Raw genomic sequence first — 14,361 nt, 5'->3', positions numbered from 1 at the left:
CGAGGCAAATATTACTGGTAGATGGAAAGGTATTACCGGCAATCTATCGTGGTCGTCGAGTATGGAACAGGAAGACCGTGCTGCGTTCGAGACCCGAGCCGTCACCGCCGGGGAGGAACCGTTCCGCGTCGGGAGCGAGGCGGGCGACGTCACCACCCCCATCCACCTCTCCTCGACGTTCACTCTCCCTGGACTCGACACCGACCTCAGCCTTGAGGACGTCGATCCCGACCGCGGCGAGTTTCTCTACTCTCGACTCTCGAACCCGACGCGACACGCCCTCGAGAAGCGTCTCGCGAGCCTCGAGGGCGGCGAGCACGCGATGGCGTTCTCCTCGGGTACCGCCGCGATCTTCACGACCCTGCTCTCAAGCGTCGAACCCGGCGATCACCTCGTCGCGGGCGACGGCCTCTACGCCGGCACCCGACGGATGCTCGAGTCCGTGTTTCGGGACCGCCTCGGCATGGACGTCTCGTTCGTCGACGGAACCAACCCGACGGCCGTCGAGTCTGCCGTCACCGACGAGACGGTCATGATCTGGATGGAGACGCCGACGAACCCCCGGATGACCCTGTGTGACGTGACCGCGGTCGCAGAAATTGCCGGGAGCTACGACGCCCTTCTGGGCGTGGACAACACCTTCGCCAGCTCCTACTTCCAGCGCCCGCTCGAACTGGGCGCCGACGTCGTCGCACACAGCACGACGAAGTACCTGAACGGGCACTCGGACTCGATCGGCGGCGCCGTTGTCACGAGCGACGACGACCTCGCCGAGGGGATCGGGTTCCAGCAGCAGGTCGGGGTGGGCGACATGCTCGCCCCCTTCGACAGCTACCTCGTCCTCCGAGGGCTCAAAACGCTCCCGATGCGCATGCGCCAGCACGAGACAAACGCGATGGCCGTCGCCGAGTTCCTCGAGGGCCACGACGCCGTCACCGACGTCTACTATCCCGGCCTCGAGTCTCACCCCCAGCACGATCTCGCCACCCGACAGATGGAGGGCTTCGGCGGCATCCTCTCGTTCGAACTCGACGGCGAACTCGAGGACGCGAAACGGTTCCTCGAGGCGCTCGAGGAGTTCACCCTCGCGGTCAGCGTCGGCGGCGTCGAGAGCCTGATCGAACTTCCGGCGGCAATGACCCACGAGCCGATCCCGCGAGCGGAGCGGGAAGCCGTCGGCATCACCGACACGTTGATTCGCGTGTCCGTTGGCGTCGAGTCGGTCGACGACCTGGTCGCGGACCTCGAGTCGGGGTTCGCGGCGCTCGATGCGCCGTCCGTGGCGGCCGACGACTGAGGCCGTTTTTTGGTTCCGTCTCCGATAACGACTGAGGTATTTCCTGCCCCAGAATTTCACCCCGCGTACGGCGTCCGTTCCAGTTCAGCAGCCAGTTTTCGGAGCCGCGCGATACGCTCGGTCGTCGAGGGATGGGCGTAGGTGTCCACCTGGAGCGGGTCGCCACCGTCCGTCGCTCCCTCCCGTGACCGATCGAAGCCGTGCGGAAGCAAGCACATTCCCTCGAGGCCACGGTAGTGGCCGCTGCTCGTCGCCCCGTCCTCGACGCGGGCGTCGTTCGTCGGGACCGTCGCCTCGCCGTCGAGTCGCTCGAGGACGCCCGCGAGCGTTGCCGGGTCGCCGGTGGCGAGGGCCCCGGCGCGGTCCGCGACGAACTCCCGCTGGCGCGAGAGACTCCGGCTGAGGAAGACGACGACGGTCGCGACCACGCCGAGGACGATCCCGCCGACGACGACGGTGACCGCCAGGGCCACGGCGAGTTGTAGGAGTCCACTCGGGGTGAACACGGGCGCCTCGATGAACGACGACCCGAGGAGTGCCGCGACGAGCAGGAGGCCGCCGTAGACGTACGGCCGGGTCCACTGCGGCAGGTGATCCCCGAAGACGACGTGTTCGTCGGCGATCAGTGCCGGGAGGAACGAGGCGAGGGTCATCACCGCCGCATCGCGGTTCTTCAGGTGTGCGAGTTCGTGGGCGAGGACGGCGTCGAGTTCGGCGGCATCGAGCGTCTCGAGGAGCCCTTCACTGACGACGATGGTCCCCGAGCGGACGCCGTCGACGGCGAAGCTGTTTGCCACGTCGGTGTCGGCCACCGCAACCGTCGGCACGGCAACGTCTAGCTGGGCGGCGAGTCGCGTCACGCGGTCGGTCAGTTCCGGCCGTTCGTCGGGTCCCAGTACCGCGGCGTCGGCTTCCGCCAGCAATTCGAGGCGTGCGTACCGCAACTGGACGGCGAGGAGACACCCCAGACAGAGGGTGGTCGTAAGCGCGTACGCGACGCCGCGAGAGAGCCCGATGCCGTCGAAGACGGGGACGAGCCAGGGCTCGAGCAGTGCGACGAAGACGAGGGCGAGCACCAGGTTGGCGAGGACGACGGCGCCGAGCGTCGTCGCCATTTGCCCGAGGAGTTTGCGAGAGACCATGCGCCAGGTTGAACCTGTCGCTCGAAAATAGTTTCGTCACGCAGACGTCGCGACCGTCAAACTGTCCGATCGACTACCGGTCACAGTGGTAATATTTTTACGGGTCGACCACGCACGAAGCGATAGTGTGGGATACGACCGCCACAACGCCGCCCTCGTCGTCTGTTGTGTCCTCGCGATCCTCGCCGCCGCCGCGTTCCTCCCCGCGGCCGGCTACGGCGACTACCCCGACCAGGACGCCGTGAGCGACGACCACTACCTCGACCTCGAGTCCGGACCCGAGACCGACGGCGAGAACGGCACCGACGACCGCGACAGCGAGCGAAGTGACGACCCCGACGCGAACGAGTCGACGCCCGACGAAGAATCCGTCGGCCGGGCGAACGACTCGGACGCCGAGGAGACGAACGAGACGGACGACGAAAACGAAACAGTCGACGACGAGAGCGGTACCAACGAGACTAGCGACGAAAGCGACGACGATAGCAGCGCCAGCGTCGGTTTCCTTCCGGCCGCCGGTCTGCTCCTCGCCTGTCTGCTCGTCGTCCCGATTGGCCTGCTCTGGCGGGCGACGCACCCCTCTCGAGCCCCCGGCGTCGCGAACGCCGACGTGACGATTCCGGACGGCTTCCTCCCCCGATTGCAGTTTCGACTCAAGCGAATTCCCCAGGTGACGATGACGGCGACGATCGGACTCGCGCGGGTGACGCCAGCGATCGTCGACGGCGTCGTCGGAACCGGTCGAGCTATCGGATCCGGGATCGGGCTGGTCGGTCGGGGTCTCGGGCGCGGGCTCGGCTCCGCGCTGGTCTCGATTCCGGCCGGTTTGTCGAGGACACTGGGTTCGCTCGGCGGGCTCTCGATCTCCGGCGGCGTCGCGTCGCTCTTCGGTGGCTTCACCCGCCGTCGACGTTCCAGCCGGTCTGGATCGGGAACGGCCACTCGAGGCAATGGCAACCGCGATGAAGACGAGGACGAGCCCGAAACAGGGGACGACCCCGGTCCGCAGACGGTCGAGGAAGCCTGGGCCGCGCTGACCGAACTCATCTCCGCGCGACGGGATCGATCGAAAACGCCAGGTGAATACGCCAGTGCGGCGGTCGACGCCGGTTTCCCCGAATCCGCCGTGTCGACGCTCACCGAGACGTTCCGACAGGTACGGTACGGAAACTACCCACCGACGGACGACCGTATTCGTCGGGCTCGAGCGGCCTACGACCGAATTGTCGCGACGGCTTCCCACGAGGACGGTGATCGGGAGTGAAGCGAACGCTCCTACTCCTCGTCGGAGCGGGCGCCCTGCTGGCAACGCTCCTGTCGACGACTGGATCGCTCCCCTCGGCGGCGGGCGCCATCGCCCGGGACGGGATCGTCCTCGTCGCCGGCGGCGTCGCTGCCCTGCTGGGGCTGGGCGTCCTGCATTCGGTCGCGGCCGAGACCGATACCGGACCGAACGCACGAATCGGGCGCGCGGACGAGCGCGTCGAGTCGGACGTCGAGCGGATCGGCGCCGACCTCGAACGTGCGCTCGAGCGAGGGTCCCTCGACGAGCCCCGGGACCAGCGTGTGCTCCGAGTGCGGGCCCGAAACCGGACCCGGGTCGCCGTAACTGACGCGGTGATGACGACGCTGATGGCCGACGACCACGGCGTGGATGAGGCACGCGAGCGGGTGCAGTCGGGGACGTGGACCGACGACCCGCGGGCGGCCGCCTACCTGTCTGGATCGGTGTCGGTGCCGGCGAAAATGCAACTGTTCGACTGGCTCGCCGGTCGCCGAGAACAGCGACAGCTCGAGGCGGCGCTGGCCGAGTTGGCGGCGCTGCGGGAGGTGCCAATCGAGAACCACCTCGCGACGCGGTCGGATTCCGGAACCCGTCGATCCGGCGCATCTTCCCGATCGCGAGGGAGGACGGACCCATGAGCGACGCGAACGCGCTCGATCTCGGCGGCGACGTGGATCGCGAGGGCGGCTCCGAGACGGTTCTCGACCAGGAGAGCGGCGCCGACGTCCGTTCGGAAACGGGGTCGGGGGTCTCGCAGACGGCGGCTTCGACGGATTCTGGTACCACCTCCGGTGAGGTGAGCGAGTCATCACGATCCTCGAGTGATGGCTGGAACGGAGACTCGAGCGCTGGCGAAAGCGGAGACGAGACCGAGCGTACAGGCGTCCTCACAGACGACGAACGGTCCGTTCGAACGGCGGGGACCGTCGCCGACCAGCAGACTGACTCGAGCGACCGCTGGACGGTCGCTCTCGGGATCGCTCTGCTCGCCATCGGCACCGGCGTCCTGGCTCGCGACGCAACCATCTTCCTCTCGTCCGTCGTCGCCCTCACGTACGCTGCCTACGGCTACGCGACGACACCGCCGTCCTCGACGTTCGACGTCGAGCGCCGACTCGAGCCGTCAGCCCCCGTCCCCGGCGAGTCCGTTTCGGTCTCCGTCGAGGTGACCAACCGGGGGAGCGACGCCGTTCCGGACGTTCGGGTGGCCGACGAGCCGCCGGTCGACCTGGCGGTCGAGGGGGAAACCCGGGCGATCAGTAGTCTGTCTCCGGGCGAATCGGTCGCGCTCGAGTACGTCGTCCGTCCCCGACGGGGCACGCACGTCTTCGGTGACGTCGTCGTCGAAACCCGGAACGTCAGCGGGAGCGAACGGCAGGTGACGCGGTACGAGTTCGGGATCGACGGCGGTGACGATGGCGACGGTACAGGCAACGGCGAAGACGACAGCGATAGCGGTGACGAGGGGGAGGAAGCGAACACGGACTGCCTGTCGTGGAACGACGCACTCGAGCGGCTCCCGCTCGCAGGCCAGACGATCCAGCACACCGGCCGGGTCGAGACCGACGTCGGGGGCGAGGGGCTCGAGTTTTACTCGCTTCGCCCCTTCCAGCCGAGCGACCCGATGCGCCGCGTCGACTGGAAGCGACTCGCCCGCACCGGCGAGTTGACGACCATCGAGTTCCGCGAGGAGCGGGCCGCGTCGGTCGTCGTAGTCGTCGACGCACGAGACGACAACGCGGTCGTTCGCGAACCGGGCGAACTCGACGCCCGGGCGCTCTCGGTCCGGGCGACCGAGTGGCTGGCGACCACCCTACTAGCCGAGAACAACCGCGTCGGCGTCGCCCTCTACGGCGGTCGCGGCGATTACCTGCTCCCGCGGACTGGCCGCGACCAGCTGGCACGCGTTCGCCGGTTGCTCGACGGGGAGTGGTGCGGCTCGTTCGGTCGCCCCTCGTGGCTCGCCCACGGCGACCGCGCAGTCGACCGGTTCTGCCGGCACCTGGCCGACGAGAAACAGCTCGTCTTCGTGACCCCGCTGCTCGACGACGACCCCGTCGCGTCCGCCCGGCGATTCCGCGCGTACGGCCACGAGGTGACGGTCGTCTGCCCGGCGGTGACCGAACGATCCGACGACACGGCGGCACTCGAGCGCCTCGAGGCGGACCGTCGGCGGTCGACGCTTCGCAGCCACGGCGTTCGCGTCGTCGAGTGGCACCCCGACGAGTCGCTCCACGTCGCGATCGACCGAGGAAAACGGCGGTGGTCCTCGTGAGTGCGGAACGCACGAACGAATCCGCGGATCTAGGAACGGCCGCCACGCTCCTGGCGGTGCTGACGACGGTCGGCGTCTGCTGGGGGGCTGGCGTCGAACTCCCGGGGACGGTAGCTGGCTTCGGCGCCCTCGGAGTGGTTTGGGGCGTCGCGCTCGCCGCGTCGGACCGGCTCGGTCGACGGGCCGTCGGCAGCGTGCTCGTTACGGGAGGTCTGTTCGCGGTTATCGTCGGGTTCAACGTGGCCGTCCTCGAGGGCGTCGTCGAGGCGCTTCTGGTCGCCGGGGCTTCCCTGGCGATCCTCGCCGTCGGCGCCGCTGGGGTCGACGCGACGACCGACTGGGCGTCGTTCGCCTGGTCGGTTCGCGATTCGACGGTGACGTCCCTGCCCGTCGTGGCCGGGACGTACCTGCTGGCGACCGGTGCCGTCGGCACGCTGTTTTTCGCGACGGCGGTACTACTCGAGGCGCTGACGAGCAGTACCCACGCGAGTGTTCTCTCCGTCCTCGCGTTGCTCGCCGTGGCGGTGCTCCTGGCTTCGTGTGCAGGGACCGTCCTCGAACTGGCCCGTCTCGACCGGACGTCACCGCTGACGTTTCGGTCGGTGGTGGGCCGCGTCGCCGACCTTCCGACGGGTGGCTACTACGTCCTCGTCGTCGCCGGCTTCGTTCTGGCGGCCCCGGGAACGGGTGACGCGATCGACTCGGTGCTGCGTGCGATGGGACCAGTCGGAACGCTCGTGCTGGCCGTCCTGTGGAGCGGCGGCCTCCACGTCGTTCTCCTGGGCGTAGCCCTCGGCGCGGTGGTGATCTGTCTCGGGTGGTTGGCCACGCCGCCGCTTCGCGCCTGGTTCGGACCGTACCCGCTTCGAACGGCTGCGTTCGCGACCGGCGGCGTGGTCGTCCCACCCGTGGCGTTCCTCGTCGCATCGGCCGTCCCGTCGATCGATCCGCTGCTGGCGATCTGGGCGGTGTTCGGTTCGCTGCTGGCCGTCGTCGTTGTCGAGTTGGTGGTCGCGTCGCTCGCCTCGGGAGTCGACGAACCGCGGCGCTGGCTTCGGCGACTCGGCTGTGGCTCGATACTGGGCGTCGCGTTCGTCGGATCGCGCGTGGGTACGAGTCCGATCGGGGTATTCCTCGCCGTCGCCGCGGCGATCACGGTCTGGGACCTCTCCGAGCGAACCCAGGGAATACGAACGCACCTCGGCCCGTGGACCGACAGCCGGCAGACGGAACTCGTTCACGCGACGGCGACGGTCGTCGTCGGCGGCCTCGGCGTCGGCCTCGCCGCTCTCGCGATGTACGGCATCGGCGCCGTCGATCCCCCAAGTCAGCGCTGGCACGCCCTCGCTCCAGTGACGCTGGCGCTCCTCGCCGTGCTCGCGCTCGCCGGTTCGATCGGCGTGGACGCCGACTGGGCCTCGGCGTCGACCCTCCGTGGGGTCGCTCGAGACAGGCTCCGGATCCAGGTTGCCGCCGTGCTCGTCGTCACCGTGTTCGTGCTGGTCGCCGCGGCCCTGGTCGACGCGGTTGACGCGCTACTGGCGGTCGCTCTGTTGATCGGCCTGCCGATTGCGGCGCTATGGATCGTCGGTCGGCTCTCAGGCAGCGACTTCAAACAGCCACCGCCGGGCGGCTATTGACGAACGCGTTCGGTGCCACGAGTGATCCCGTTCAGTCGACGTACACTCGCGAACGAACGGTTCGAAGCGCTTATACCCGCCACGCTGATAGCACCAATCGACTCGTCGGCCCGCGGGCGACGGCGGGCACCTGTTCGGCTCGCGCCACAGGTTGGAATGTGGAAGCTACTCGCGTCTCGAACGCGAGACCGCTTCTGAACCGGGAAACGCCCGCAGACTACCAATGGCACGAAGCTTCTACTCCCACATCAAGGAGGCATGGAAGAACCCGGGCGACGGCAAGCTCGGCGAACTGCAGTGGCAACGCAAGCAGGAGTGGCGCAAAGAAGGCGCTATCGAGCGTATCGAGCGCCCGACGCGACTGGACAAGGCACGCGAACTCGGCTACAAAGCGAAGCAGGGAATCGTCGTGACGCGCGTCGCCGTCCGCAAGGGGAACGCGCGCAAGCAGCGACACAAGGCCGGACGCCGGACGAAGCGTCAGGGCGTCAACCGCATCGGTCGCCGGAAGAACATCCAGCGTATCGGTGAAGAGCGCGTCTCTCGCAAGTACCCCAACCTTCGCGTCCTCGCCAGCTACTGGGTCGGTGAAGACGGCGGGCAGAAGTGGTTCGAAGTGATCCTCGTCGACCCGAACCACCCCGCCATCGAAAACGACGACGACCTCAACTGGATCTGTGCCGACACGCACAAGAACCGCGCCTTCCGCGGGCTGACCAATGCCGGCAAGTCCAACCGTGGCCTCTACAACCGCGGCAAGGGGACCGAACAGGTCCGTCCCTCGCTGAACAGCGGCAAGCGCAGTTCCGAGTAATCGCACACTCGGCCGCTCGTCCACTCAGCCGCTCGAGACTCACTTTCTGTAAACGCGTTCTGCTCTTCTCGAGCGGCGGCACCATTTTCGTTCGCGGTCGAGTAGTTCGAGTAGCTCACATCGCTCGAGCCACGCGAGCGAACGTTCCAGCCAGCCAGGAACGGTAGCCGATATTAACATACTGGAGCGTGTACGGTCACCCATGCGAGACCGAATCCTGGTTCCAGTCGACGGCTCCGACCGCGCGGCAGATGCCCTCGAGTTCGCATTCGAGGAGCACCCGGACGCGACCATCGTCGGCCTCCACGTCATCGACCCGGCCGACCTCTACGGGGCGCCGGGTCTCGAGGGAGGTGCGATGATCAACTACGAGGAGATCCACCGACAGAGCAAGGAACGTGGTGAGACACTGCTCGAGAACGTCGCCGAGAAGGCGGCCGACCGCGGCGTCGACTGCGAGACCGAACTCGTCGTTGGGCGCGTCGCGCGCTCGATCATCGACTACGCCGAGGAGAACCCGGTCGAGCAGGTCGTGATCGGGAGTCACGGTCGACGGGGTGCGAGTCGAATTCTCCTGGGAAGCGTCGCGGAGACGGTCGCTCGTCGCTCGCCGGTTCCCGTGACGATCGTTCGGTGAGTCGGCCGATACAGTCTTCTGGCACGTACTTACCGTACTTACTATCCACGGCGGGTCGTCAGTACTGCGAGCGCTCGACCCGCTCGGGCGCTTCGAAGGGCGTCGACAGTTCGAGCAACTGGACGAGAATGCGCCCCGTCGCCCCCCAGACGGTGTAGCCGTCGACGTGAAAGTAGTGGATAACGATGTCGCCGTAGTAGGGGTGGTCGCGTCTGTCGTACTCGTAGTTGTCGGGGTCGAGAAACGCCGAGAGCGGCAGGACGACGATTTCGGCGACCTCGCGTTCGTCCGGGTCGTACAACCGGTCCGGAATTCGCCCGACGAACGGCGTGACGGCGTACTCCGTGACCGTTCGAATGTCGTCTAGCTGGCCGACCACGTCGACCGCCGACGGCTCGAGACCGATCTCCTCGTCGGCCTCCCGGAGGGCTGTCTCGAGGATCGAGTCGTCCTGGGGCTCCCTGCCGCCGCCGGGAAAACTCATCTGGCCGGGGTGTTCTCCGAGGTGATCGGCCCGGCGCGTAAAGAGCAGGTGGTCCTCGCCGTCGCGGTCGATCACGGGGGTGAGTACGGCGGCGTCGTACGGCTGGTCGTCGATCTCAGTGGGCTGGAAGTCGGCGACCGCCTCGAGTGTGAGCCGTCGAGTCGTCATACGAATACGAATCCTCGGTCAGGCGTCCTCGAGCGCCTCGACGAGTCTGGTTCGTTCGGCCGTTAGGTCGAGCGGCGCCCACGCCTCGAGGTCGTAGCTCAGGTCGATCAGGTCCTCGATGGCCGTCTCGTTCACGTTCTCGGTACCGTCCATGCTCTCACCCTCACCCTCGAGCACCGCCTCGACGTCCGCCAGAAATCGGTCTCGAGCAGCCTCTCCGACCGCGTCCTGGTCGGGGTCGCGCGGCGACACGTCGAGGATGTGCGGGAGGTCCTCTGCGTGCTCGGGGGTGCGAGGGAACGCGGTCGGACCGGGGACGAAGAGCGCGTCCCCGTCGCCGTTGGCGTTGCCGTCGCCGTTGCTGTTGTAGTTGTTGTAGTTGTCGTAGTTGTCGTAGTTGTCGTTGCCGTCGCCGTTACCGTCCTCGGAACCTCCATCGGTGGCACGACCAGCGCCACGGGGTTCATAGCGAACCAGCGCGAACGCGTCCAGCGACGCCTCGATCGCTCCCGCCGCGGCGTCCTCGTCGACCGACTGCCCGTCCGCGCGGAACGCGACCTCCGAGAGGGCGCGCTCGAGTTCCGTCCGGGTGAGCCCGCCGAAGAGGTCGACGATCCCGGCGAGTTCGTCGCTCGTCCGCTGGTCGAGTCCGGTCCCCATAGCTCCTGCAACGGACGAAGCGGTGATTAGTCTTGCGTGGTCGACTCGAGCGAGGGAGCCGAAGGCGTCCACGGCGTCGCCGCCTGGACGAGCGCATTCGGATCGACGGGCGCCGCCGTCCAGGGTGGGAGCCGTCGTTCCCCTCCGGGTGGGGTGAGCGACCTCGCGTAGCGCGTTACCTGCTCACGCTCCCCGTCTCGATCGTACGAGAGGTCGTTGAACGCCGCGTCGGCCCCGTACTGGTCGATCAGCCGGTCGGCGACCGCGCGGTAACGCGTTGCCAGGGTCTCGTAGTCGACGTCGACGTCGTTGGCCTGGAGCACGCGAAGAATGGAAGCGGCGACGTCCCGACTCATCCCCTCGAGGCCGGATTCGCCGTCGACGGTTCGGTGATCGTGTCGGTGGATACCGAGGTCGACCTGCGCGGATCCCTCGAAGCCAGCGTGTTCGAACGCGTCGCCGAGGGTCGCCACCTCGAGCCCCCACGCCCGGGGCGGCTGGAGTCGACTGGCGAGGTCGGCCGTCATCGCGAACTCGCCCGCCAGCGCGTATCGAAACGCGGCGAGGTATTCGACGACGGGGTCGTCGTGGTCGGTGCGCAGCGCCTCGACGAGGGGCTCGTAGAGGAGGCGACAGAGCCGCCCGTAGAGTTTGCCGTTTTCGACGCGCGCGTAGTATCCCTTCGAGAAGTCGTAGCCCATCGCCAGCGGCTCGAGCAACCGAGCGACGTGGTCCGGTCGAAAGCTCGTCGCGTCGGCGTCGTGGACGACGACGTACTCCCCCTGGGTTGTTGCCGGGCCGAGCGCGAGCCACACGTCGCGTCCCTTCCCCAAGTTGCCGTCGAGTCCCCTCTTCGACAGCAGATCCCCGACAGCGGGTGCGTTACACCACAGCACCTGAACCGGCAGGTCGAACGACTCGACCCACTCGCGAAACGACTCGATCCGGTCGGGGTCGGCCCGCACCGGAACGATCACGCGCTCGGGGACCGGTCGAATCGACTCGAGCGCCGACAGGACGCCCGTCGCTGCAGGCCGCTCCTGTTCCCGGTCGGTCATCGGCACGACGACGACGGTCCGCTCGAGAACGGGTTCGAGGCCGTCGAATCCGACGGGGGCTTCCGTCAGTCGGTGGAGCGTGGCGACGCGCTCCTGGGTGTACTCCATCGATGAATCGTTCGGCTGGAGGGTAAAAACGGCGACGAATTCGGCGAAGCCCGCCTCGAGGCCGGTATTTCGACTATCTCAACTCTACGAACGGGATGACCGGCCCGCACGCGGCCCGGATCCCGGTCGTAACGCGCTTTGGCCCGTGCCCACGCAGGGTCAGTGACCTTCGAATCGAAATAGTTCCGAGACACCGGTCTTTTTCTTCTCCACCTTCGTAGGTGGTCAACATGAAATCTATCCGGAAGGCGCTCCGCGAAGGGGAACTCGAGAAAGACACCTACGAGCGAGTGACCTGCGCCGAATGCGGGAAACCGCTGAAGACGGAGAACGACCCGGACACGATCACCACGATTCGGCGGTGTCCGAACTGCGAACGGGAGTGGAAGGAGATCCGTTAGGGCTCGTCGGAATCGCTATCCGGGCCCGACGAAGAGGTCGTCGAACGTCGACGCCCCGAGTGGATCGAACCGCCCGGCGTCGACATTCTCCTCGACGTGTTCGGGCCGACTCGTGCCGACCAGCGACGTCGTTACCCCCGGCGCCGACCGCGCGAAGTTGATCGCCCGCTGGACCGGCGAATCGCCCTCGAGAACCGTCGCCACGTCTTCTGGAAGGTCGTTCGTGAGTTCGCCCTGGGCGATGCTCGCACTCGTGAACACGTTGAGCCCGGCTTCGGTGGCAAACTGGAGGACGCTCTGGGGCCCCTCTGGACCCGGCTGACTCGCGACCGTGAACGCGTCGGCCATCGCGACGTTGAACGGCAGTTGAATCGCCCGAAAGTGGGTACCACCCGTGCCCGCTTCGCGTGAGGCGGCGCGGGCGCGCTCGACGATCTCACCAATAGAGAGGTACGACGGGTGATCCTCCGGGATCCGGAACGCCTCCCAGGTCGCCACGCCGTAGTGTGAGAGGTCTCCCGCGGCGGCCCGCTCCTCGAGCCGGACGAACGTCGCCTCGAGCTGGTCGTAGACGGTTTCTCGGGACCGTTCTCGCAACTGGGTCTCCGGGTTGTGCACGTAGTAGAGGTCGACGTGCGTGTCGAGGTTCTCGAGGGACCGATCCAGCTGGTCCTCGATGTAGTCGGGGGCGATGCAGTGGCTCCCCGCGACGAGATCCTCTCGGTCGACGAGTCCGGGCTCCACGTAGGTTTCCCTGACGTACTCTCCTGGGTCGTCCGGGCGCTCGCCGTCGAAGGGGACGAAGCCGCCCTTCGTCGCGACGAAAATCGCGTCGCGGTCGACATCCGTCCGCTCGAGGGACCGTCCAACGACGCGTTCGCTTCGCTGGCACCGGTAGTTGATCGCGGTGTCGATCACATTGGACCCGCACTCGAGCGCTCGCAGGATGGCTGCCTCGTAGCCCTCGTCGACGTCGTCCGTCGGTTCGCCGAGGTAAGTCCCGAGGCCGATACTCGAGAGTAGCCCGTCGCCGTAGCGCCTGAAGTACGTTCGCCCGAACTCCTCGTAGTGATCGTCGCGGTATTCCCACGTCGCCGGTCCGGTAGCCATGCTCGTGTCTTGGACTGTCGACGGTAAAAGCGCGACTCTCCCCGGCCTCTCGAGTCGTGCGGAGCGGTGGGCAAGCAGTAGCGACGGCGTCAGGAACGCTCGCCCGACATCGCCGAGAAGACGCGTTTTTCGAACTCCGGTTTGCTCACGCCGTCGGAGGGGCCGATGCCGTTCATGTGATCGACCGACACCTGGCCGCCGCCCATGCGCGCGTGACCGCCCGCGTTCGCCATCGGGATGTCGCTGACGGCGTGGCGCAGGGCCTCACCCATGTGAACGCGGTCGTCTCGAGAGCGACCGGAGAGGTGAATCGTGCCGTCGTGTTCGCCGTAGACCACGACCGCCGTGACGCCCTCCAGGTGCATCAACTCGTCTGCGGCCTGGGGAATCGCGTCGACGTTACCGATCTCGCCGACGTCACAGATGGCGAACGATCCCTCGATGCGCTTCTTCTGGATCGCGTCGGCCTTGATCTGGAGCACGTCGTCGCTCACCTGCGGGTTCGCGATCCGGTCGAGCTTCTCCTCGTCGATGGCCGGAAAGAGGAACGAAGCGGCCTGGAAATCGGCCGCCGAGCACCCCTTCGTGAGGTGGTTCGTATCCGAGAGGATGCCGTAGAGCAGCCCCGTCGCCAGTTCCTCGGTCAAGTCCACGTCGCCACCACTGGAGTCCTCGCTATCGACCAGGTCGACGCCAATCTCCTCGAGGTACTCGACCAGGATCGCCGACGCGGCGCCGTAGTCCGTTCGCACGTCGGTAAACGTGGTTCCCGCGCCGTTTCCAGGGTGGTGGTCGACGACGACGAGCGGTTCGACCATCTGGGCGCCGGTGAACCCCCTCGGCGTGTTGTGATCGACCAGCACCACCGTCTCGGAGTCGATGTCCGAGGCCGACTCGACGGTCTCGAGTTCGAGTTCGAGTACGGTTCGAAACGCTCGATTCTCCTGGTGGCGGATCTCGCCCGGATAGTAGATCGTCGCGTCGGTATCGACGCTCTCTGCGATCGCCGCAACGCCCATCGCCGATGCCATCGCGTCCGGATCGGGGTTCGGATGCATCATCACCGCCACGTCGTCGTACTTCGTGAGGAGCCGTCGGAGTCGATTCCCTGGCGATCGGTTGAACCAGCGAAGAACCCACCAGCCACCGAGTGCGAGGGCCACGAGTCCGACGACTCCCAGCGAGAGGACGAGCGGGTCGATCACCCGTAACGACTCGACGGACTCGCTGACCATCCCGACGCCACCACTAGCACCATCGGCCACGGGATCGATTCGTGTGC

At 67.0% G+C, this 14,361-nt stretch carries 14 protein-coding genes; 8 read left to right on the top strand and 6 right to left on the bottom strand.

Translation table 11 applies throughout. The annotated features are described in order from the left end of the window. Positions 1–61 precede the first annotated feature (61 nt). Positions 62–1,297, top strand: coding sequence for a trans-sulfuration enzyme family protein (locus tag J1N60_RS15785; protein ID WP_312908859.1), 1,236 nt, complete (start codon positions 62–64; stop codon positions 1,295–1,297). A 56-nt stretch (positions 1,298–1,353) separates the two neighbouring features. On the opposite strand, the gene J1N60_RS15780 is transcribed toward J1N60_RS15785, so the two are convergent. Then, positions 1,354–2,439, bottom strand: coding sequence for a M48 family metalloprotease (locus J1N60_RS15780; protein WP_312908857.1), 1,086 nt, complete (start codon positions 2,437–2,439; stop codon positions 1,354–1,356). 127 nt (positions 2,440–2,566) lie between these two features. Here J1N60_RS15780 and J1N60_RS15775 point away from each other — a divergent pair, with 127 nt between their 5' ends. The 6 genes from J1N60_RS15775 (at position 2,567) to J1N60_RS15750 (ending at position 9,090) form a co-directional block, all read left to right on the top strand. Continuing rightward, the gene (locus J1N60_RS15775; RefSeq protein WP_312908855.1) at positions 2,567–3,703 is read left to right on the top strand and encodes a DUF4129 domain-containing protein; all 1,137 of its coding nucleotides are present in this window, start codon (positions 2,567–2,569) and stop codon (positions 3,701–3,703) included. Beyond that, the gene (locus J1N60_RS15770; protein WP_312908854.1) at positions 3,700–4,362 is read left to right on the top strand and encodes a DUF7269 family protein; all 663 of its coding nucleotides are present in this window, start codon (positions 3,700–3,702) and stop codon (positions 4,360–4,362) included. The genes J1N60_RS15775 and J1N60_RS15770 overlap by 4 nt, the downstream gene beginning before the upstream one ends. Continuing rightward, entirely contained in the window at positions 4,359–5,999 is a 1,641-nt protein-coding gene (locus J1N60_RS15765; RefSeq protein ID WP_312908852.1) for a DUF58 domain-containing protein, read from the top strand. Before J1N60_RS15770 ends, J1N60_RS15765 begins: the two co-directional genes overlap by 4 nt. Next, a complete protein-coding gene (locus J1N60_RS15760; protein ID WP_312908850.1) occupies positions 5,996–7,639 on the top strand; it encodes a DUF7519 family protein in 1,644 nt (547 codons plus the stop codon). Before J1N60_RS15765 ends, J1N60_RS15760 begins: the two co-directional genes overlap by 4 nt. 223 nt (positions 7,640–7,862) lie before the next feature. Beyond that, complete coding sequence (locus J1N60_RS15755; RefSeq protein ID WP_312908849.1) at positions 7,863–8,453, top strand: 50S ribosomal protein L15e; 591 nt, start codon at positions 7,863–7,865, stop codon at positions 8,451–8,453. A 202-nt stretch (positions 8,454–8,655) separates the two neighbouring features. Continuing rightward, positions 8,656–9,090 carry a universal stress protein gene (locus J1N60_RS15750; protein WP_312908847.1) on the top strand — a complete coding sequence of 145 codons (435 nt, stop codon included), beginning with the start codon at positions 8,656–8,658 and terminating at the stop codon, positions 9,088–9,090. A 58-nt stretch (positions 9,091–9,148) separates the two neighbouring features. On the opposite strand, the gene J1N60_RS15745 is transcribed toward J1N60_RS15750, so the two are convergent. The 3 genes from J1N60_RS15745 to J1N60_RS15735 are packed head-to-tail and all read right to left on the bottom strand — an operon-like array spanning position 9,149 to position 11,568. Then, positions 9,149–9,742: an NUDIX hydrolase gene (locus J1N60_RS15745; RefSeq protein WP_312908845.1), complete on the bottom strand. Its 594-nt coding sequence runs from the start codon at positions 9,740–9,742 to the stop codon at positions 9,149–9,151. 18 nt (positions 9,743–9,760) lie between these two features. After that, entirely contained in the window at positions 9,761–10,402 is a 642-nt protein-coding gene (locus tag J1N60_RS15740) for a DUF7109 family protein (RefSeq protein ID WP_312908843.1), read from the bottom strand. Between the two features lie 26 nt (positions 10,403–10,428). Next, positions 10,429–11,568 carry a glycosyltransferase family protein gene (locus J1N60_RS15735; protein WP_312908841.1) on the bottom strand — a complete coding sequence of 380 codons (1,140 nt, stop codon included), beginning with the start codon at positions 11,566–11,568 and terminating at the stop codon, positions 10,429–10,431. A 230-nt stretch (positions 11,569–11,798) separates the two neighbouring features. Here J1N60_RS15735 and J1N60_RS15730 point away from each other — a divergent pair, with 230 nt between their 5' ends. Then, positions 11,799–11,969 (top strand): HVO_0758 family zinc finger protein, encoded by a 171-nt coding sequence (locus J1N60_RS15730; protein ID WP_254157149.1) that lies wholly within the window; start codon positions 11,799–11,801, stop codon positions 11,967–11,969. A gap of 15 nt (positions 11,970–11,984) precedes the next feature. Here the strand turns inward: J1N60_RS15730 and J1N60_RS15725 are convergent, their stop codons facing one another. After that, positions 11,985–13,079: an aldo/keto reductase gene (locus J1N60_RS15725; protein WP_312908839.1), complete on the bottom strand. Its 1,095-nt coding sequence runs from the start codon at positions 13,077–13,079 to the stop codon at positions 11,985–11,987. An 89-nt stretch (positions 13,080–13,168) separates the two neighbouring features. Continuing rightward, a complete protein-coding gene (locus tag J1N60_RS15720; protein WP_312912607.1) occupies positions 13,169–14,314 on the bottom strand; it encodes a DHH family phosphoesterase in 1,146 nt (381 codons plus the stop codon). Positions 14,315–14,361 lie beyond the last annotated feature (47 nt).

Origin of the sequence: Natronosalvus caseinilyticus, from assembly GCF_017357105.1 — an archaeon.
GTDB classification, from domain to species: Archaea; Halobacteriota; Halobacteria; order Halobacteriales; family Natrialbaceae; genus Natronosalvus; species Natronosalvus caseinilyticus.
This window is presented reverse-complemented; position numbering and strand designations above follow the sequence as displayed.